The organism is Rhodococcus sp. FG69, assembly GCF_057808915.1.
The window spans coordinates 160419-180592 of sequence record NZ_JBMDIX010000002.1 but is presented as its reverse complement, the minus strand read 5'-3'; the positions used below and the strand labels follow the sequence as shown (position 1 = coordinate 180592).

Annotated in this window: 14 protein-coding genes; 12 read left to right on the top strand and 2 right to left on the bottom strand. The window is 63.5% G+C overall.

Translation table 11 applies throughout. The annotated features are described in order from the left end of the window. Positions 1–166 precede the first annotated feature (166 nt). From ACODSO_RS03255 to ACODSO_RS03240, 4 genes are all read left to right on the top strand, one after another. Entirely contained in the window at positions 167–1291 is a 1125-nt protein-coding gene (locus ACODSO_RS03255; protein WP_489034988.1) for a hypothetical protein, read from the top strand. Next, positions 1288–2391 (top strand): SMP-30/gluconolactonase/LRE family protein, encoded by a 1104-nt coding sequence (locus ACODSO_RS03250; protein ID WP_489034987.1) that lies wholly within the window; start codon positions 1288–1290, stop codon positions 2389–2391. The genes ACODSO_RS03255 and ACODSO_RS03250 overlap by 4 nt, the downstream gene beginning before the upstream one ends. 58 nt (positions 2392–2449) lie before the next feature. Beyond that, complete coding sequence (locus tag ACODSO_RS03245; RefSeq protein ID WP_489034985.1) at positions 2450–3568, top strand: XdhC family protein; 1119 nt, start codon at positions 2450–2452, stop codon at positions 3566–3568. A gap of 92 nt (positions 3569–3660) precedes the next feature. After that, positions 3661–5694, top strand: a complete 2034-nt coding sequence (locus tag ACODSO_RS03240) for a bifunctional copper resistance protein CopD/cytochrome c oxidase assembly protein (RefSeq protein ID WP_489034983.1) — start codon at positions 3661–3663, stop codon at positions 5692–5694. Positions 5695–5730: 36 nt separating this feature from the next. Here ACODSO_RS03240 and ACODSO_RS03235 read toward each other — a convergent pair whose 3' ends face one another. Further along, complete coding sequence (locus tag ACODSO_RS03235; protein ID WP_489034982.1) at positions 5731–6156, bottom strand: MarR family winged helix-turn-helix transcriptional regulator; 426 nt, start codon at positions 6154–6156, stop codon at positions 5731–5733. A 202-nt stretch (positions 6157–6358) separates the two neighbouring features. On the opposite strand from ACODSO_RS03235, the gene ACODSO_RS03230 reads away from it, so the two are divergent. The 8 genes from ACODSO_RS03230 to ACODSO_RS03195 all read left to right on the top strand — a co-directional run bounded on the left by ACODSO_RS03230 (position 6359) and on the right by ACODSO_RS03195 (position 18374). Then, positions 6359–8071, top strand: coding sequence for an ABC transporter ATP-binding protein (locus ACODSO_RS03230; protein WP_489035110.1), 1713 nt, complete (start codon positions 6359–6361; stop codon positions 8069–8071). Positions 8072–8275: 204 nt separating this feature from the next. Continuing rightward, a complete protein-coding gene (gene ssb, locus ACODSO_RS03225) occupies positions 8276–8755 on the top strand; it encodes a single-stranded DNA-binding protein (protein WP_489034980.1) in 480 nt (159 codons plus the stop codon). Between the two features lie 80 nt (positions 8756–8835). Beyond that, positions 8836–9999: a lipase family protein gene (locus ACODSO_RS03220; protein WP_489034978.1), complete on the top strand. Its 1164-nt coding sequence runs from the start codon at positions 8836–8838 to the stop codon at positions 9997–9999. A gap of 103 nt (positions 10000–10102) precedes the next feature. Next, positions 10103–11782, top strand: a complete 1680-nt coding sequence (gene ettA, locus ACODSO_RS03215; RefSeq protein WP_068378524.1) for an energy-dependent translational throttle protein EttA — start codon at positions 10103–10105, stop codon at positions 11780–11782. Positions 11783–11787: 5 nt separating this feature from the next. Next, positions 11788–12207: an acyl-CoA thioesterase gene (locus tag ACODSO_RS03210; RefSeq protein WP_489034976.1), complete on the top strand. Its 420-nt coding sequence runs from the start codon at positions 11788–11790 to the stop codon at positions 12205–12207. A gap of 121 nt (positions 12208–12328) precedes the next feature. Next, the gene (locus ACODSO_RS03205; protein ID WP_489034974.1) at positions 12329–17188 is read left to right on the top strand and encodes an NAD-glutamate dehydrogenase; all 4860 of its coding nucleotides are present in this window, start codon (positions 12329–12331) and stop codon (positions 17186–17188) included. 42 nt (positions 17189–17230) lie between these two features. Continuing rightward, positions 17231–17695, top strand: a complete 465-nt coding sequence (locus ACODSO_RS03200) for an acyl-CoA thioesterase (RefSeq protein ID WP_489034972.1) — start codon at positions 17231–17233, stop codon at positions 17693–17695. Then, positions 17688–18374 (top strand): DUF8010 domain-containing protein, encoded by a 687-nt coding sequence (locus ACODSO_RS03195; RefSeq protein ID WP_489034970.1) that lies wholly within the window; start codon positions 17688–17690, stop codon positions 18372–18374. Before ACODSO_RS03200 ends, ACODSO_RS03195 begins: the two co-directional genes overlap by 8 nt. 4 nt (positions 18375–18378) lie before the next feature. Here the strand turns inward: ACODSO_RS03195 and ACODSO_RS03190 are convergent, their stop codons facing one another. Next, positions 18379–19956 (bottom strand): glycoside hydrolase family 13 protein, encoded by a 1578-nt coding sequence (locus ACODSO_RS03190; protein WP_489034968.1) that lies wholly within the window; start codon positions 19954–19956, stop codon positions 18379–18381. Positions 19957–20174 lie beyond the last annotated feature (218 nt).

Here is a 20174-nt window from a genome sequence, read left to right as displayed (position 1 = left end):
CGGAGCGCAGCAGTGGCGAACGACGGGACCACGAACTGCGGCAGAATTCTCTGCCCGATTCGATCGCCTCGAACTCTCGCTTCTCAACGTTTGTTGCGCTATTCTCCTCGGCGGGGTGAGTCCGATCTGCACCAATTGCGGATCCATATTTTCCGGGGGATGCATAGTGACGAAACAGTGGTTGCGCGGCGCCGTAGTGTCTGCCTTGGCGGTCGCGTTGTGTCCGATCGCTTCGGCGTCGGCGGATCCTGCACCGAGCCCGGCACCAGCGACCATCATGGGTTCCATCGAGGATGGGCCGGGTAGCTTCAGCGTCTTCCGGACCGTCGACAGCGGTCAGCGTCCCACTGCGGAGGACAACGCTGCGTGCAACGACTACTTCGGCTCTCCGCTCTCGTTGACCGTGGTCGAGCGGCTGGACGCGCGGATGTACACCTTCACCAACGATCCGTCGACGGGCTTCCTGACGAACCCCACTGCGCAGAACGTCGGTCCGATCTACGTGTGCGACGGTCCGATCATCGATGGCCAGGCCTTTCTCGATCAGTGGGGCGCGCTCACGGCTCCCGGCCTGGGCACGCTCTCGATGTACGGGCCGTGCGGGCTCGAGTTCATGATCGGTTCGCCTGGACGCGCAGCCGTCGATTGTGTTCTGCGAGTGAACCCCAACGATTCCGGGGTCACCGACGGTGTCGCGACCAGCAACTCGATCGCCAACCCGCTTCGTCTGCCGGACGGCCGCACTGGCTCGATGTGGACCCTGTACACCCTCGGTGAGGGCACTGCGCCCGTACCCGAGCCTGTTGCAGGCACACCGCAGTCGACCGGTTCGGTGAAGTACAGCGTCGGCCGCGAGGTGAACTCGGTCTCGACCGGAAGCACTCCCGCATGCCCGGGTGGTGTGCGCACAACCGAGATTCACGCCGTGTCCGTCGATTCCGCTACCGGCGCGGCTTCGACCGAGCCCTCCGAGGACGTCGCCGCTACGGCGTCGATCTGCTACCAGAACCCGTCGTCTCCGGACTTCGGCGCGTCGCTGAGCATCACGAGCTACGGCGTCACGCCTGCGCTCACGGCCACGTCCACCGGGCAGTGCCGTCGCACCGAGCTGGCCATCGAACCGGGCACGGTGCAGCAGTCCTGCGGCTTCACCTTGCCTCCGCAGCCCGCACTCGGTCTGACGGGCGGCCAGGTGACGCTCAACGGCCTGGTCCCGACGAACGACGCAGCAGGATCTGCCAATTCGGCGATCTGGACCACGTCGTTCCTCGGTCCCATCACCCCACGATGATCGGACGTCGGACCGGGGTTCTCGTTCTGGCGTTGGTGGCGAGCTGCATCTCGGGCGCGGTGGTGACCGCGCCCGGGGCAGTGGCCGAACCGACCGCGGTGGACGGTCCCCTCGGATACGGGCAGACCAGGGACATCGCTGTGGTTCCGCTGCCTGGGCAGCCGGAGGGAATCGCAGTCGATCCTGAGGACGGCAGCATCTGGTCGGGTTCGAACCGGCCCAATTCGTCAGCGGACGTATGGCATTGGGATGCCGATGGCCGTCTGCTCGAGACATATTCCTTGGCAGATCACGTACCCGCTGAACACGGCGTCAACGGGATCACTCTCGACGGGGACGGTCGGGTGTACGCCCTCGACTACTCCGGGGCGCGGGCAGTTCGTATCGATCCGGCGACCGGAGCACAATCGGTCTATGCGACGTTTGCGAATCTCCCGGCCTGCGCGGGGGTTGCGGGCATTCCGTGCGAGCCGTCGCCCGTCGATCGACAGGCCTGGCCGAACTGGGCGACCTTCGCGCCCGACGGAACCATGTACGTCAGCGACCTGAACCAGGCCACCATCTGGAAGGTGCCCGCGGGTGGTGGTGCAGCCGAAATCTGGTATCAAAACGCCGATTTCGCCTCGATCTACAGCATCAACGGAATGCAATTCGACGCAGTGGGACGGCTCAATTTCGTCGTGACGGTGTCGCTCGCCCCGGACATCACCTCTATCGGGCGCGGCGTCGTCTACCGAATTGCGTTGAATTCCAATGGTTCACCCGGGCTGCTCGAGAAGGTCGCGGTCGTCGGCCAGGCCGACGGCTTGGCCATCGGAACCAGTGGCCGCATCTACCTGCCGATCTCGAACCCCTTCGACAACTCGATCCAGGTGGTCGACCCGAGCGCGGGTTCGGTGGTGGCGGACTTGCCGGCCGTCGTCGATCGTGTCACCCGCTCGATTCCGTACTCGACCCCCGCCTCGGTGGCATTCCGGGGAACGTCGCTGATCATCTCCAATCACGGGCTCCTTGTCATCGACCCGTCACAGTGGGCGATCCTCGAGCTCGGCGTAGGGGAGACGGGGCTGGCGCTCAACTACCCGGAGGGATTGGCCTAGCCGCGCCGCGCGACACAGCCGGGAGGCGCACCACACTTTCGGGGTGAGAGGATGACGCATGCGCGACGTCCTCGATGATCTGGTGGCAGTGTGGCGTGCCGGAGGTTCAGCGGGCCTGGCAACCGTCGTTCGCACCTTCCGCTCCGCACCACGCCCGGCGGGTGCATCGATGATGGTGGCTCCCGACGGCTCGGTGCATGGCTCGGTCTCCGGCGGGTGCGTCGAAGGTGCCGTCTACGAGGTCGCAGCCGATGTCTCGGCCAGCGGTATTCCAGTGCTCGAACGGTACGGCGTCAGTGACGACGACGCGTTCGCAGTCGGCCTCACCTGTGGCGGAATACTCGACGTGTTCGTCGAATCCGTATCGCAGTCAACGTTTCCCGAATTGGGAACCGTCGCCGAAGCCATCGCCACCGATCGTCCGATCGCTGTCGCGACGGTGGTGCGTCACCGAGATGTCGAGCGTGTCGGCATGCATATCGTGCTCGGTGAAAGTGACTCCTCGGGGTCGGTGGGGTCTCCGCGCTGCGACGCAGCCGTAGTCGACGACGCTCGTGGGCTCCTTGCCAGCGGACGATCAGCGATGCTCACCTACGGCCCCGACGGTGAGCGCCTCGGCGACGGAATGGACGTGTTCGTCGCCAGCTATGCGCCGCGGCCGCGCATGCTGGTGTTCGGGGCCATCGACTTCGCAGCGGCAGTCGCGGAGCAGGGGACATTCCTCGGCTATCGAGTGACCGTGTGCGACGCACGCGAGCTATTCGCAACTTCGGATCGCTTTCCTTCCGCAGCTGACGTCGTCGTCGACTGGCCACACCGCTATCTCGCTGAGCAACTGGCCGCCGGGGCGTTGGACGACCGCACGATCGTGTGTGTACTGACACACGATCCGAAATTCGACGTGCCGCTACTCGATATTGCGCTTCGCCAGGAGCACTTCGCATTCGTCGGTGCCATGGGGTCACGTCGAACGCATGAGGACCGAGTCGCGCGGTTGAAGGAGGTCGGTCTCACCGACGTCGAACTTGCTCGCATGTCGAGTCCCATTGGGCTCGATCTGGGGGCACGCACACCACAGGAGACTGCAGTGTCCATCGCCGCGGAAATCGTCGCGAGGCGATGGGGCGGATCCGGCGAGCCGCTCGCCGGTCAGCAAGGCCGCATCCACCACGATTGACGGGTGTGCAACGCCACACCATCTACGACGGGCCGTAGGACTACGGGATGCTGCGTATCCCACCAGTCCAGACACCTCTTACTCTGGTTGTCATGGCAGCACCTGATGTGGGAACGATCGAACCGTCGTCGACGAAACCTGCGGCAACGGCGTCGACGTCCGTGTTCGCGACGGCGGCTCTGATCGCGGCCGTCGTCGCTGCTCTCGTCATCAGCCTGTCCGCGTCGGACGCCCTGGTCCTGCTCGGTATTCCCGATCCCGGGCCGGCAACGACCTACGGCCTGCCCGCGGTACGAGCTATCGGTGAAATCGCCGCGTCGATCGCCATCGGCTCCTTCCTTCTCGCTGCATTCCTGGTTCCGCCGCAGAAGAGTGGCGTGCTCGACGTCGGTGGCTATCGGGCGGTGCGAACAGGATCGGTTGCCGCGATCGTGTGGGCAGCGTGTGCGCTGGTCCTGGTTCCCCTGACGTTGTCGGACACGTCCGGCCAGCCGTTCACCGTGGCGATCCAGCCTGCCAATCTGTGGGTGGCACTGGACCAGGTGGAAATCGCGAGCGCCTGGCGCTGGACGGCAATCCTCGCGGTCATTCTCGCGATTGCGTCGCGTGCGGTGTTGCGGTGGTCGTGGACCCCGCTGCTACTGCTGTTCGCGCTCGGCACGCTGATGCCGATCGCCGTGACCGGTCACTCGTCCTCGGGAGGATCCCACGACGTAGCGACCAACAGTTTGATCCTGCACTTGATAGCCGCGACACTCTGGGCGGGTGGCCTGTTCGCGGTCCTCGCGCATGCACGCCGCAGAGGTGCATACACCGACGTGGCGACCAGGCGATTCTCGTCGATCGCGTCCGTGTGTTTCGTGGTGATGGCAGCGTCCGGAGTGATCAACGCTCTCGTCAGGGTGTCGGTCTCGGACTTGTTCGGCACCCTGTACGGACGGCTGATCCTGGGGAAGATCGTCGCCCTCGTCGTCCTCGGATTCTTCGGATGGATTCAGCGACGGCGATCATTGCCTGCGCTCGCTGCGAACCCCGAGTCGCGTGGAGCTCTCATCCGATTTGCCGGCGGCGAAGTTCTTGTCATGGCAGCCACCATCGGATTGGCTGTCGGACTCGGCCGTACACCTCCGCCGTCGAATGTGAACCCCGACCTGTCGCTGACCGAGGCAGCACTCGGGTACGACCTCGACGGACCGCCGACGCTCGCACGCCTGATGTTCGACTGGCGGTTCGACCTCATCTTCGGGACTGCGTCGATCGTCCTGGCCGTGGTGTACCTGCTCGGAGTTCGTCGCCTCCACAAACGGGGCGACTCGTGGCCCGTCGGCCGGACTGTGGCGTTCGTGCTGGGATGCGTGACCATGCTGGTTGCCACCTCCTCCGGCGTCGGGAAATACTCGCCGGCGGCGTTCAGCGTGCACATGGGCGCGCACATGGCTCTGTCGATGTTGGTCCCCGTTCTGCTCGCCCTCGGCGGAGCGCTCACTCTCGCGCTGCGCGCACTCCCCGTGGCGGGCAAGAGCGGCGTGCCAGGCCCACGTGAGTGGCTGCTGCAAGCTCTGCACAGCCCGGTCTCGAGATTCCTCACGCACCCGATCGTCGCAGCAGTGTTGTTCGTCGGTGGGTTCTACGCGTTGTACCTGGGCGGAATCTTCGGGGCGATCCTGGACAACCACACCGCGCACCTGCTCATGAACGCGCACTTCATCCTCAGTGGATATCTCTTCTACTGGGTGGTCATCGGCGTCGATCCATCACCGCGTCACATCGAACCGATCACCAAGTTGGCCATGGTCTTCGGATCGCTGCCGTTCCATGCATTCTTCGGCGTCGCGTTGATGAGCATGAACACCGTGATGGGTGGGTGGTACTACCGCACACTCGGTCTCGACTGGAACGCCGATCTGATGGGAGATCAGAAGCTGGGCGGCGGTATCGCCTGGGCGACGGGCGAAATTCCGCTCGTGCTCGTCATGCTTGCACTCCTGATTCAGTGGTCGCGCAGCGACGATCGGAACGCACAGCGCACGGACCGGGCAGCCGATCGTGACCATGACGCGGACCTCGCAGCGCACAACGCAATGTTCGCCGAATTGGCTCGTCGAGATCGCGACGGGGAGCGGTAGTCGGAGGCACCACCACCACCACCACCGCCGCAGCCGTCATCTCTCGGTCGTGATCTTCCCGAGAATTCGCTGCAGTTCGTCGCGTTCGGCGGAGTCGAGGCTGTCGAACAACTCGGTCGCGACAGCGCGGCGAGCCGAGTCGATAGCGTCCAGTCGAGTGCGGCCTTCGTCGGTCAACGCGACGAGAACCGCGCGGCGGTCCGCGGGATCGTTTTCGCGGACAACCAGGTTTGCGCTTTCGAGGGAGTCGACGATGTCCGTGGCCGAGCGAGCGACGATGCGCAAATGGTCGGCGAGTGCGCGGAGTCGCATCGGCCGCTCTTCGCGAGCGAGAACGTGCAACGCCCGGCTCTGGGACGGATTGAGACCGAACGGCTCGAGCGCGCCCATGTGTATGCGGCGTATTCGCCTCGCAACAGCCATGAACGAGTCGGCGAGATTCGGGTTGTCTCCCGTATGCATGACAGCAGCATAGCCGCATTGCGGTCAACCTCATAATGAGGTAGCCTCTGCTTTATGTTGTTCATCGAACCCGGAGGTCTACTTGGAAAGCCGACTCAGCAGCAACACCGAATCTGCCGTTCCGACGAATAAGCCGGGACCCGTCGCCGATCCAGCACCCGTCGGCCGAGTTCTCGCACTCTTTCATCCGTACCGCGCGCGTATCGCCGCAGTCTCCGCCATCATCGTCTTCAGCGCGATCATCGCGCTCGCTTCACCCCTCCTTCTCCGCGAACTGCTCGACCATGCCATCCCTGATCGCGACGTCACACTCGTCACGCTGATCGCTGCGGGCATGATTGCAGTCGCCATCATCACCAACGCTCTCGGCGTCGTACAGACGTGGATGTCCAACGGCGTCGGTCAGAAGCTCATGCACGATCTTCGAGTCGCCGTGTACGGACATCTTCAGAAGCAATCGCTGGGGTTCTTCGCTCGGACCCGCACCGGTGAGGTGCAATCACGGATCGCCAACGACATCGGCGGAATGCAATCGGTGGTCACCAACACCGCGACCTCGATCGCGCAGAATGCGACCACCGTGGCCGCCACCGTCGTCGCTCTGTTTCTGCTCGACTGGCGCCTGGCCTTGTTCTCGCTCGCCATCCTGCCGGTTTTCGTCAGAATCGCACGTCGGATCGGCAACGAGCGTCGCAAGATCTCCACCGCTCGGCAGAAGCTGCTGGGGGAGTTGTCGGTTCAGATCGAGGAATCACTGTCGGTCAGCGGAATTCTGCTCGGCAAGACCACTGGATCCGCCCACGTGCTCACCGACCGCTTCGCAGCACGATCGGACGAAGTCGCCGACGTCGAGTTGAAGGCGATGATGGCGGGAAAGTGGCGCATGGCCAGCATGCAGATCAGCTTCGCGATCATGCCCGCTCTCGTCTACTGGTTCGCCGGCGTCACCATCGGAAACGGCAGTGCGCTTACGGTGGGAACACTCGTTGCGTTCACTACATTGCAGACCCAGTTGTTCCGTCCGACCATGCAGTTGCTCGGCACCGGTGTCGAAGTCCAGAGCTCGCTGGCGCTGTTCGGACGGGTCTTCGAGTACCTGGATCTGCCGATCGACATCGCAGAACCGCTGAATCCGACAGCGCTCTCACGCACGGACGTACGCGGAGATGTCGAGTTCGACCACGTCGACTTCTCGTACGCGGAGGCGACGACGCCGACACTGAGAAATATCGACCTTGTCGTTCCCTCCGGCAGCACGTTGGCGCTCGTCGGTGCGACCGGCTCCGGCAAGACGACCTTGGGATATCTCGCTGCCAGGTTGCACGATCCGACGTCGGGACGAATCACCATCGACGGAGTCGACCTTCGCGATCTGGAGACCACGACGGTCGCCGATCTCGTCGGTGTCGTCTCGCAGGAGACCTACCTCTTTCACGCAACGATCCGCGAGAACCTGAGATTCGCCAAACCGGATGCGACGGATGCGGAGATCGAGAATGCTGCGCGAATCGCACAGATCCACGACTTCGTGATGGCGTTGGACGACGGATACGACACGCTTGTGGGGGAGCGCGGCTACCGTTTCTCCGGCGGCGAGAAGCAACGGCTCGCGATCGCCAGGACGGTCCTGCGCAATCCGCCGGTTCTCGTACTCGACGAGGCAACCAGTGCGTTGGACAATCGGACCGAGCGTGCACTGCAGGATGCACTCGACGAACTCATGGCCGGCCGCACGACAATCCTCATCGCACACCGGCTCTCGACTGTGCGATCGGCGGACAGAATCGCAGTTCTCGGCAACGGTCGAGTCCTCGAAACCGGAACCCACGACGAGTTGATGGCGTCCGACGGGTACTACGTCGAGCTGATTCGGGCGTCGGAAGCGAACGCGACGACAGATCGGGTCGCGGCGTAGCGTCCGCCCTAGCACGGTCCACCGACGCATTCGCGCTCGAAACTGCCTCCGGAACAGGGTTATCCACAGCGAACCGGTTCATCCACAGATGTCGATCGACGCCTTTTCGGGCTGCCGTTTCACGAGACACTTGGCTCATCGGATCGGCGATGCCGGCCCGTATCACCGAATGACTCGTATCACCCAACGGCCAGGGGGCAGAACATGTACGAAGCACAATGTGCAGTAGTAGGGACCGTCATCACCAATCCGATCAAGCGGCAGACGCCGTCCGGCGAGGAAGTACTGAACTTCCGGATGGCGAGCAATGCTCGCCGCCAGGACCGCAACACGGGCGAATGGACGGATGGCGGAACGCTGTTCCTGACAGTGACGTGCTGGCGCAGACTGGTCAAGGGCGTCGGCGGTTCGCTGATGAAAGGCGACCCGGTCATCGCCTACGGGCAATTGAAGACCAACGAGTACACGACGCGAGAAGGTGTCGAACGCTCCGGAGTGGAGATGACAGCGAGTGCGATCGGACCGGACCTTGCTCGCTGCATCGTCAAGCTCGAACGTGCGCGTCCTGTGCCGGTCTCGCAGGTGGATTCGACCGATCAGATGGACGACGAGAACGACGTGTTCGATCACACGGACGACATCACCGAATCCGAAACCGCCGAGACCGTCGGCGTGGCCGTGTAGGAGGCTTCGCGAGTATGCCGGACCCGAACGACGGCATGTCGGGTTCGGCATCGCTCCTTGCGCATCGTTAGCGTGGTCGCATGCGAGGCGGAGCACGTGCATGGGCGATTCTGGCGATGGCGCTCATCATCGGCATCCCTACCGGCGGCGTTGGCTCCGCGGAACAGCCTGACTCTCTCGACACGGTGCCGGGGAACGTCGTGTCGACGGAACCGCTCGCGTCCGATTTCGGTCTGCCCGGAACCGCTCGGGCGCACCGAATCACCTACTGGTCGGCCGGGCCCACCGAGCAACCTGCGCTCAGCTCCGGAGCCATGTTCGTCCCGGCCGGTGAACCTCCAATAGGTGGCTGGCCGGTCGTGTCATGGGCGCACGGAACAGTCGGTGTCGGAGATCAGTGCGCGCCGTCGCGTACCCCGTACGAGGGTCGCACCCGTGACTACCTCGCCCATTGGCTGTCCGAGGGATATGCCGTCGTCGCTACCGACTACGCCGGGCTGGGCACCCCCGGCCCACACGCGTATCTCGAGAAGTCTTCGGCGTCCCGCAACGTGATCGATATGGTCCGCGCTGCGCGTGCGGTCGAACCCACACTGGCGGATCGATGGCTGGCGATCGGTCAATCTCAAGGTGGGCATGCAGTTCTCCACGCCGCGCACATCGCGACGAGCTATGCGCCGGAACTCGACTATCGCGGTGCCGTGGCCACCGGCGCACCGTCCAACCTCGAGTACGCGTTCCAGTTGGGTGGGCCATTGCTTCCGGATCTCGGACTGGACGGTCTCGACGTGTTCGCGACCTATGTATTGGCAGGACTTCGCGAAGCGCGGCCGGACCTGGACGTCGACAGCTATCTGACCCCACTCGGCCGGTCGGAGGTGGACACGGTCGAGAACACCTGCCCAGGTGACCTGCGCACGCATCACGGGTCGGTGGGCGCACTACTCGCACGCCCGATAGCCGGAACCGAGATGTTCGACGCGTTGACGCGGTACCTCGCGGTGCCGACCGACGGCTACGACCGGCCGATCTTCATCGGGCAAGGCGTCATCGACACGATGGTGCCGTCACCTCTGTCGGTGCCGCTGCTGGCCGGTCTGCTCCACAACGGTCAAGACGTCACCTATAACCCCTACCTGTTCTCGGACGGTGAATTCGTCGGTCACGAGGGGACGATGATTGCGTCCACCGTGGACTCCACACCGTTCGTCCACCGTCTGCTCGACCCGATCGCACCGGGCTAGGGGTCAGGTCGAAAGCTGGGCGGACCGACCTCGAGGACAGGGGCGTCCGCCCGCGATTCGGGCGATGGTGTCGGCGGGGCCGCTGACGGATAAGCTGGCCCGCATGGCGGAATTCATTTACACCATGAAGAAGGTGCGCAAGGCGCACGGCGACAAGGTCATACTCGACGACGTCACGATGAGCTTCTACCCAGGAGCCAAGATCGGTGTCGTCGGCCCCAACGGCGCCGGCAAGTCCAGCATCCTCAAGATCATGGCCGGGATCGACCAGCCGGGAAACGGCGAAGCCTTTCTCGCGCCCGGTGCCTCGGTCGGAATCCTTATGCAGGAACCGGTGCTCGACGACACCAAGACCGTCCGTGAGAACGTCGAGGACGGCCTCGGCGAGACGATGGTTCAGCTCAAGCGATACAACGAAATCGCCGAGTTGATGGCTACCGACTACTCCGACGAACTCATGGAGGAGATGGGCGAACTCCAGGAAAAGCTCGATCACTCCGACGCGTGGGAAATCGACTCCCAGCTCGAGCAGGCCATGGATGCGCTTCGCTGCCCGCCACCCGAGTCACCCGTCACGAACCTCTCCGGTGGTGAGAAGCGACGCGTCGCGCTGTGCAAGCTGCTGCTCAGCAAGCCCGACCTGCTCCTTCTCGACGAGCCCACCAACCACCTCGACGCCGAAAGCGTCCTGTGGCTCGAGCAGCACCTCGCTGCATACGCCGGCGCGATTCTCGCCGTGACCCACGATAGGTACTTCCTCGACCACGTCGCGCAGTGGATCGCCGAGGTGGACCGCGGGCACCTGTACCCCTACGAGGGCAACTACTCCACGTACCTGGAGAAGAAGGCAGAGCGCCTCGAGGTCTCGGGCAAGAAGGATCAGAAGCTGCAGAAGCGCCTCAAGGACGAACTCGCCTGGGTTCGCTCCGGTGCAAAAGCCCGCCAGGCGAAGAGCAAGTCGCGTCTGGCCCGCTATGACGAGATGGTCGCCGAGGCCGAGAAGACCAGGAAACTCGATTTCGACGAGATTCAGATCCCCAACCCACCGCGGCTCGGCGATGTCGTCGTCGAGGTCAAGCATCTCGACAAGGGCTACGACGGCCGGGTCCTCATCAAGGACCTCTCTTTCACCCTTCCTCGCAATGGCATCGTCGGTGTCATCGGCCCCAACGGTGTCGGCAAGACGACGCTCTTCAAGACCATCGTCGGTCTCGAAGAACCGGATAGCGGCGAGGTCAAGATCGGGCAGACGGTCAAGCTCAGCTACGTCGACCAGAACCGCTCCGGAATCGACCCGAAGAAGACCGTGTGGGAGACCGTCTCCGACGGACTCGACTTCATCACCGTCGGAACCTCCGAGTTCCCCTCTCGCGCCTACATAAGCTCGTTCGGATTCAAGGGCCACGACCAGCAGAAGCCGGCCGGAGTGCTGTCCGGTGGTGAGCGCAACCGCCTCAACCTGGCGATGACGCTCAAGCAGGGCGGAAACTTGATCCTGCTCGACGAGCCGACCAACGACCTCGACGTCGAGACACTCGGATCGCTCGAGAATGCACTGGAAGAGTTCCCCGGTTGCGCCGTGGTGATCTCACACGACCGGTGGTTCCTCGACCGGACTTGTACTCACATCCTGGCGTGGGAGGGCGGCTTCGGCGACAACGAAGCGGCTTGGTACTGGTACGAAGGAAACTTCGAAGGCTACGAGGCCAACAAGGTGGAGCGGCTCGGACCTGACGCTGCTCGGCCACACCGCGTCACGCACCGCAAGCTGACCAGGGACTGACATCCTTGACCGACAAGAAATTCGAGCATCGACTCCAAGTTCGATGGAGTGACTCGGACCGACTCGGGCACGTGAACAACACCCGATTCGTCGAATATCTGCAGGAAGCGCGCGCACTCTTCATCACGCAAGTCTTGATGGAAGCAGAGGGCAACAGGGGAGCGACGGTGGTCCGAAAGATGACCGTCGACTTCCTGCGTCCCATTTTCGACGAGTCGGGCCCCTTGCTCATAGAGGTGGCGGTCTCTCGTATCGGAAGAACGTCGTTCGACGTTCGACATCGCGTGCGCGACAACAGCGGCTCGTTGTGCGCCGACGCATCGGCCGTGATGGTGGCGTTCGATCTCGATGCGCAGGCGTCTCGCCCGCTCACCGAGCGGGAAAAGACAGTTCTTGCCGAGTACCCCGACACCGGGAAGTCCTGACGGCGACAACCAGATAGCCCACCTGGTCACCTCTGAAGCAGTTCCGGCGTTAGTCTCGTCGTCAGGAGCCTGCGGAACACACACCAGGCGCGATCATCCTCACAAGGGAGTGGTTCAACACATGCCGAACTCGGCGGGTACGACGGACATCGACTGGACGAACGAACTGCCGGGGGAGCTCTCCTCGAAGTTGTCGGAGGTGAGATCGGCGTACTTTGCGCACGTCGACCTTGCTGATCTCGACAGCACGGTCATCGAGCCCGAACAGACGATGTTTCGATTGCACCTCCAACTCGGTGCGATGCGGCAGCCAGGCCAGGCCAACGTGCGGCTGCATGTCCCCGATAGTGACGGTGCGAATGCATCGGCGGGGTTGGCGCTGCAGATCGTCACCGACGACATGCCGTTACTCGTCGAGTCGGTCGTGTCACAGCTGTCGAGACTCGGTGTCGACGTCAACGAGATCGTTCACCCGATCCTGTCCGTCTCACGAGATGCGAATGGCAAGCTCCTGAACGTCGGGCCGGGGAACGGACGTACGACGCCCGGAACCGTCCCTGAATCCTGGATGCACCTGCAACTCAATCCTGTGGTGCCTGACGCTGTTCGCGACACCATCGAAGCCGCGATTTCCCGAGTGCTGACCGACGTGCGCGAAGTCGTCGAGGACACCGAGGCGATGCGCGAGAACCAGACGGCCGTCGCGCACACTCTCGAGAACGCGGCAATCGAGCGCGAGGGGACCGCCGCCGCCGAACTTCACGATGCGGCCGACCTGCTGAGGTGGCTCGCCGACGGCCACTACACATTGCTCGGCTATCGCCGCTACACCGTGACGAGGTCCTCGGACGGCGCCGTCAAGGCAACGCCCGAGGAGGGCAGCGGTCTCGGCGTCCTGAGGCAGAATCGTCAGGGAGTCTCGGATTCGTGGACTTTGGACGATCACACCGAACTTGTCACCCTCACCCAGGGATCGAGCCCGGCAACCGTACATCGCGCGGTCTACCCATACTTCGTGACACTGTTCGACTCCGCTGCGCCCGAACTGGGAGAGCACCGCTTCGTCGGGGTATTCACCGTGACGGCATTGCACGAGAACGTCCTCGACATACCGGTCATCGAACGTCGGGTACGGTCGGCGATCGATCGCGCCGGCTACGACCTCGGGTCGTTCTCCGGCCAGGCGATGCTCGAAGTTCTTCAGTCGATGCCGCGCTCGGAACTGTTCGCCACCGGCGTCGACGCGCTCTACGAGACTGCAACCGCCGTGTTGGCGCTGGGCCGTAAGCGCAGGGTGAAGATATTTCTCCGAGAAGATTCCGGCGGGGCGTTCGTGTCGGCGTTGGTGTATCTGCCCCGCGACCGGTACACGACGCGTGTACGGCTGGCAGTCCAGAATCGCCTGCTGGCCGAACTGCACGGTTCGGGACTCGACTACACCGCCCGCGTGACCGAATCGGACCTTGCTCTGCTGCATGTGACGGTGCGACGAGACCAGGACCGTTCGGCTACGGTGGATCTCTCGCGGGACAACATTGCGCGGATCGAATCGCTGCTCACCGAGACGATCAGGACTTGGGAAGACGGTCTCGCCGAAGCAGTCTCACAGAATGCGGCCATCGACTCCGTCGTCGCCTCGCGGTACGCAGAAGCGCTACCGGAGGCCTACAAGCAGGATTTCGGCCCCGAGCGCGCCGTGTCCGACATCGCGCGTTTCGAGAAGCTGTCGGACGGCGCCATCGACATGCAGCTGTACCGAAATGTCGACTCGGACGTCGGAAGTTGGCGGTTCAGCCTGTACATCGGAGGACGTGGTGTATCGCTGAGTCAGGTCCTTCCGGTTCTGCAGAGCCTCGGGGTCGAGGTGGACGACGAGCGGCCGTACCCGGTTGTTCGTCCGGACGGAATGCAGTGCTGGATATACGATTTCGGAGTCTCGGCATCACGCGAGATGCTGTTGGCGGCGATCGACGGAGACCTGGATTCGGAGTTGCAGGCCGCAGGTTCGGCGGATCGCGAGTCGCGCGTACAACTTCGATTCACCGACGCGTTCACTGCGGTGTGGGAGGGGCGCGCCGAGGCCGACAGATTCAACGAGCTCGTCATGCGTGCCGGCTTGGATTGGCGCCAGGCGCAGATTCTGCGAGCATACGCAAAGTACTTGCGGCAGGCAGCTTTTCCTTACAGTCAGTTCAACATCGAAGGGGTGTTGTTGGCCCATCCACGCACCTCGCGGCTGTTGGTGGGATTGTTCGAAGCGCAATTCGACCCGGAGCACTCCTCCGTCGAACTGTCGGCGGTACTCGACGGTGAGTTGAGGTCCCTGATAGACGAGGTGATCAGCCTCGATGCAGATCGGATTCTGCGCGCGATCTTCGAACTGATCCGCGCAACCCTGAGGACCAACTACTACGTCGTCGACAGTTCCGGTGTCGGCCGCGAGTTCCTCTCGCTCAAGCTCGATCCGCAGCAAATTGCCGAATTACCCAAGCCCAAACCGACATTCGAGATCTTCGTGTACTCGCCTCGAGTCGAGGGCGTGCACCTGCGCTTCGGCGAGGTCGCTCGAGGCGGACTGCGATGGTCCGACCGTCGTGAGGATTTCCGAACAGAAGTCCTCGGATTGGCCAAGGCACAGATGGTCAAGAATGCCGTCATCGTGCCGGTGGGGGCCAAGGGCGGATTCGTCGTCAAGCGGCCTCCGGCGGTGACGGGCGATGCGGCCGTCGATCGGAGCGCGACGGCGCAGGAAGGCCAGGCCTGCTACCGGTTGTTCATCGCCGGTCTGTTGGACGTGACCGACAATTTGGATCGAGCAAGCGGGTCCGTCATGCCGCCCCCACGGGTCGTTCGCCGTGACGGTGACGACACCTATCTCGTCGTCGCGGCAGACAAGGGCACCGCGACATTCTCGGACCTGGCCAATTCGGTTGCCGCAGAATACGGTTTCTGGCTGGGCGACGCCTTCGCGTCCGGTGGATCAGCAGGCTACGACCACAAAGCGATGGGGATCACCGCCAAGGGCGCATGGGAGAGCGTCAAGCGCCACTTCCGCGAGATCGGTGTCGACACGCAGACCCAGGACTTCACCGTTGTCGGTGTCGGCGACATGAGTGGCGATGTCTTCGGTAACGGAATGCTGCTGAGCAGGCACATCGGGCTCGTCGCGGCATTCGATCATCGACACATCTTTCTGGACCCGAACCCGAACCGGCCCAGTGCATACGCCGAACGTGAGCGGTTGTTCGCCCTGCCCCGGTCGTCGTGGGCGGACTACGACTCCTCGCTGATCTCCACCGGCGGCGGGGTGTGGGACAAGACCGTCAAGTCGATTCCGATCAGTCCCCAGGCGCGGGCGTCCCTCGGGCTGGACGAGGACGTCACATCATTGTCGCCGCCGGCACTTGTCCGAGCCATTCTGATGGCACCTGCCGACCTGCTGTGGAACGGCGGGATCGGGACCTACATCAAAGCGTCGAGCGAATCGAACGCCGAGGTGGGGGACAAGTCGAACGATGCTGTTCGGGTCAACGGCAACGAGATCAGAGCGACGGTGGTGGGCGAGGGTGGCAATCTGGGCGCCACCGCACTCGGCCGAATCGAGTACGACATGTCCGGCGGGCGAATCAACACCGACGCCGTCGACAACTCGGCCGGCGTCGACTGCTCGGACCACGAGGTCAACATCAAGATTCTGTTGGAAGCAGCAATCGCCGACGGTACGCTCGATCGCGGCGATCGCGATGAGCTGCTCGCGTCGATGACCGACGAGGTCGGACGCTTGGTGCTTCGTGACAATTTCATGCAGAACGAACTGCTCGGCACATCGCGATTCGACGCACCGTCGTTGCTCACCGTCCACGGCCGCGTCATCGACGACCTGGAAACTCGTCGTGGATTGGACCGCGAGCTCGAGGCTCTGCCGAGCAAGACCGAAATCCGCAAGCGGAAGGGCGAGGGCCGCGGGCTGACGTCCCCCGAACTTGCAACTCTGATGGCGCATGTGAAGCTCAGTCTGGAGAGCGATCTGCTGGCCAGTGAGCTTCCCGACAGTGACGCGTTCGCGCCGAGGTTGCCGAAGTACTTCCCGGCGCCACTACGCGAGCCGTTCCGCGACGCGATCACCTCACACGCGCTTCGCCGGCAACTGGTGGCGACCACGCTCACGAACGAAACCGTCGACCGAGGTGGGATCACCTACGTCTACCGATTGGCGGAGGACGCCGGAGCCACCGGTACCGACGCCGTACGCGCCTTCGCTGCTGCGACGGCGATCTTCGATCTCGACAACCTGTGGGAAGACATACGATCGGCGGGTATCCCCACGGCGTCGTCGGACGAACTTCTCCTCGAATCCAGGAGGGTTCTCGATCGCGTGGCACGTTGGCTGCTGACCAACCGGCCGCAGCCGCTGGCGGTGGGCGCCGAAATCAGCAGGTACGCAGGCAAGGTCGCCGTGCTCAGTGGACTGGTCGGTGGATGGATCGACGGTCACCAAGCACGAGATCTCGACGTCCGCGTCGAATCCGCGGTCGGCAGGGGTGCGCCGAGAGCGCTTGCAACGAAGGTGTATCGGCTGCTCGACGTGTTCTGCCTTCTCGACGTCATCGACGTCGCGGACATCACCGATCACGAACCGGACGAAGTCGCGGAACTGTACTTCGCACTCGATGCGCACATCGGTGTCGACTGGCTGTTGACCTCGGTATCCGGACTCGCGCGAGGAGATCGCTGGCATTCGTTGGCGCGTCTGGCGTTGCGCGACGACCTGTACTCGTCGTTGCGCGCGATCACCAAAGAAGTTCTACTCGGAGGTGAACCGCACGAGAGCGCGGCAGAGAAGATCGCGGAATGGGAAACGACCAATGCGTCGAGGCTGGCACGCGCTCGTGCGGCGCTGCGCGAGATCGCCGATTCCGGCACCCTGGATCTGGCGACGCTGTCCGTCGCCGCGCGCCAGGTTCGCAGCATGGTGCCCTAGAGTTCTGAAAAACCTGACCGCGAACGAAAGAAGACAACTGCAGTGAGTGTCCCTATCAACCACTTGTCCGACAAACGAGATCCGGAGAGCCGCATCGGATTTCACACCAGCGTCGAAGTGCGTTGGTCGGACATGGACGTCTACCAGCACATCAACCATGCACGCATGGTGACGCTGCTGGAGGAGGCTCGGATACCGTGGCTCCTGATCGACGGCAAGCCGACCGCGAACTTGCGCCATGGTGCGGTGATCGCCGACCTACACGTGAAGTATCGCGGGCAGCTTCGTCATGAGGACGGGCCGCTGGACGTGTTCATGTGGGTCGACAAGGTGCGGGCAGTCGACTTCGTCGCCGGGTACGAGGTTCGTGCGAAAGGAAAATCGTTGGATACGCCCGCGGCCATCGTCGCGTCGACACAGATCGCCGCATTCGACATCGACGCGCAGCGGCTGCGGCGACTCACCGCAGAAGAACGCGAATATCTTCAGAGCTGGCAGCGTGTTTGAACGAGTACTCACCGTTCCCGACGCGGTCGAACGCGAAAACCTGACTGCCTTCCTGAGCAAGGCGTTGCGGCTCGACGATGCTGCGGTCGTGCGGATGCGAACGAGATCGGACGGCAGACTTGCGGTGTGGGCATCGACCGGGTTCGACGCGCTCGCCGTTCGGGTCGTCTCGGGCTCGATTGCACCCGACGACACGTCCGCGGCCGCCGATCAGTTGCTCGCGGCGCTCGAATCCGTCGACGACGGTGCGGTGGATCCGGGCTTTTCCATGGATTCTGCATGGCGTGGCGCACTTCCGCCCGAGCACGGTTTCGAACACATCGATGATGTGCCCGCCCGGGTGCTGATCGATCTGGCGCAACGTGGCGCAGTGCTGGCCAAGGAACACGGAAGTAGTCATGGGCCGCCGGTGTCGCTGCTCGACCAGGAGGTCCTACACGTCGACGGTGGTGCCGACGGTGTGTCGATCACGATGAGGACGGTATTCGCGCTCACCGCAATGGGATTCGTTCCGTACACGGGTCAGGACCCGTTGACGGCGACCGTCGATCTCGCCCGAATCGAGGGCAGCGAAATCGTGCGGGTACGAGCAACCAAGGTGTGGTTGCGCCTGGACGCTCGCTACGGTTCGGTGTTCAGCCGACGTGGGAACCCTCTGTCGTTGACTGTCGAGCGCTGAGGGCTCAGACCAGCCACGCTGCGGCGTCGGGCGGCAACTGTCCGTCCACCACGGGAGCGCTCGCCATCAGCAGTTCGCCAGGGGGCAGCGGTATGGGCACGTCGGTCGCGTTGAGTGCGCAGATCAGTCCGCCGCGTCGACGGAACGCAAGACATCCGGGAGGGCTCCCGTACCAATCGAGGCCTGGGCCGGCGAACTCCGGACGCAACGCACGAAGTTCGAACGCCGACCGATACAGGCTGAGCATCGAATCGACGTCTTCCAGTTGCTCCTCGACCGTCAGCGACGCCCATTCCGCGGGCATCGGCAGCCAAGTGTCGTCCGAAGTGCTGAAGCCGAACGGAGGCGTCGATCCCTCCCACGGAAGCGGCACTCGGCAACCGTCACGGCCGCGTTCGGTGCGATCCGAGCGCTCCCAGACCGGATCCTGCAGTGCGGAGTCGGGCAGATCGGCGTTCGGCAGACCGAGCTCGGCGCCGTTGTAGACGAATACTGCACCCGGAAGCGCCAATTCGAGCAGGATCATTGCCCGCGCTCTGGCCGTTCCGCGCTTGCCACCGCCGTAGCGGGTGACTTCACGCACGACGTCGTGGTTGGAGAGCGTCCACGTCGGCGTCCCATCGACCCGCGACACTGCGTCGAGCGAGTTGGACACCGCGTCGCGTATTGCGGTGGCGTCGAATGCTGCCTCTGCCAAGCGGAAGTTGAAGCCGAGATGCAACTCGTCGGGTCGGATGTACTCGCTGAACTTCTCGTTGTCCTGTACCCAGATCTCACCGACAGTTGTCGAGTGCTCGTACTCGTTCATCACTTTCCGAATTCCGCGGTGAATATCGTGTACGGCGTCGTTGTTGAACCGCGGATCGTCGTCGTCGTTCCTCATCAGAGCATTGAGTTCGAGATTCATGTCGGGTAGGCCCGCAGGTTTGGCCATCCCGTGAGCGACGTCGATGCGAAAACCGTCGATGCCCCGATCGAGCCAGAATCGAAGTGTCTTGGACAGATCCTCGAATACTTCCGGATTGTCCCAGTTCAGGTCGGGCTGCTCGGCGGTGAAGATGTGCAGGTACCACTGCCCCGGGGACCCGTCGGACGCGCGCACCTGTGTCCACGCCGGACCACCGAAGATGCTCGGCCAGTTGTTCGGGGGCTCGCCGCCGTCGGGGCCTGTGCCGTCGCGAAAGATGTACCGCGCGCGTTCGGGGCTACCCGGTGCCGCTGCGAGCGCGGCCACGAACCACGGGTGCTGGTCGCTGCTGTGGTTCGGCACCAGGTCCATCGTGACCTTGATGTCCCGTGCATGTGCTTCCTCGATCAGTGCGTCCATGACATCGAGGTCGCCGAACAGTGGATCGATCGCGCGTGGATCCGAGACGTCGTAGCCGTGGTCGGCCATGGGTGAGCGCATGACAGGGCTCAACCAGATCGCATCGATACCGAGCAACTCCAGGTATCCGAGTTTGTCGCGTACACCGCCGAGGTCACCGACACCGTCACCGTTGGAATCTGCAAACGAACGCGGATAGATCTGGTAGAAGACGGCATCCTTCCACCACGGTTCGGTCTCGAGTCGATCGGTCACAGTGGGCAAGTCTGCCAAACGATCACGCTGTGCCTCGATGAGGGAGGGGGTTCGTGTTCGTCACGCCCAACGGATGTGCGGAGCGGCGTCGGCGTTCCCGTGCGCTGGACGGTGTGTGTGGGACCCCGGCCGCACCGAACGACTCATTCGGTCACCTCGAGCGACGAACGCGCAGGTTGCAGCGGCTGCGCAGGTTGCAACGTGCGCATGTGCTGGAA

Excerpts from the sequence above, each read along its gene's own strand:
- ACODSO_RS03250 (WP_489034987.1), top strand. The coding sequence starts at position 1,288 with ATGATCGGACGTCGGACCGGGGTTCTCGTTCTGGCGTTGGTGGCGAGC.
- ACODSO_RS03245 (WP_489034985.1), top strand. The coding sequence starts at position 2,450 with ATGCGCGACGTCCTCGATGATCTGGTGGCAGTGTGGCGTGCCGGAGGT.
- ACODSO_RS03240 (WP_489034983.1), top strand. The coding sequence starts at position 3,661 with ATGGCAGCACCTGATGTGGGAACGATCGAACCGTCGTCGACGAAACCT.
- ACODSO_RS03235 (WP_489034982.1), bottom strand. The coding sequence starts at position 6,156 with ATGCATACGGGAGACAACCCGAATCTCGCCGACTCGTTCATGGCTGTT.
- ssb (WP_489034980.1), top strand. The coding sequence starts at position 8,276 with ATGTACGAAGCACAATGTGCAGTAGTAGGGACCGTCATCACCAATCCG.
- ACODSO_RS03220 (WP_489034978.1), top strand. The coding sequence starts at position 8,836 with ATGCGAGGCGGAGCACGTGCATGGGCGATTCTGGCGATGGCGCTCATC.
- ettA (WP_068378524.1), top strand. The coding sequence starts at position 10,103 with ATGGCGGAATTCATTTACACCATGAAGAAGGTGCGCAAGGCGCACGGC.
- ACODSO_RS03205 (WP_489034974.1), top strand. The coding sequence starts at position 12,329 with ATGCCGAACTCGGCGGGTACGACGGACATCGACTGGACGAACGAACTG.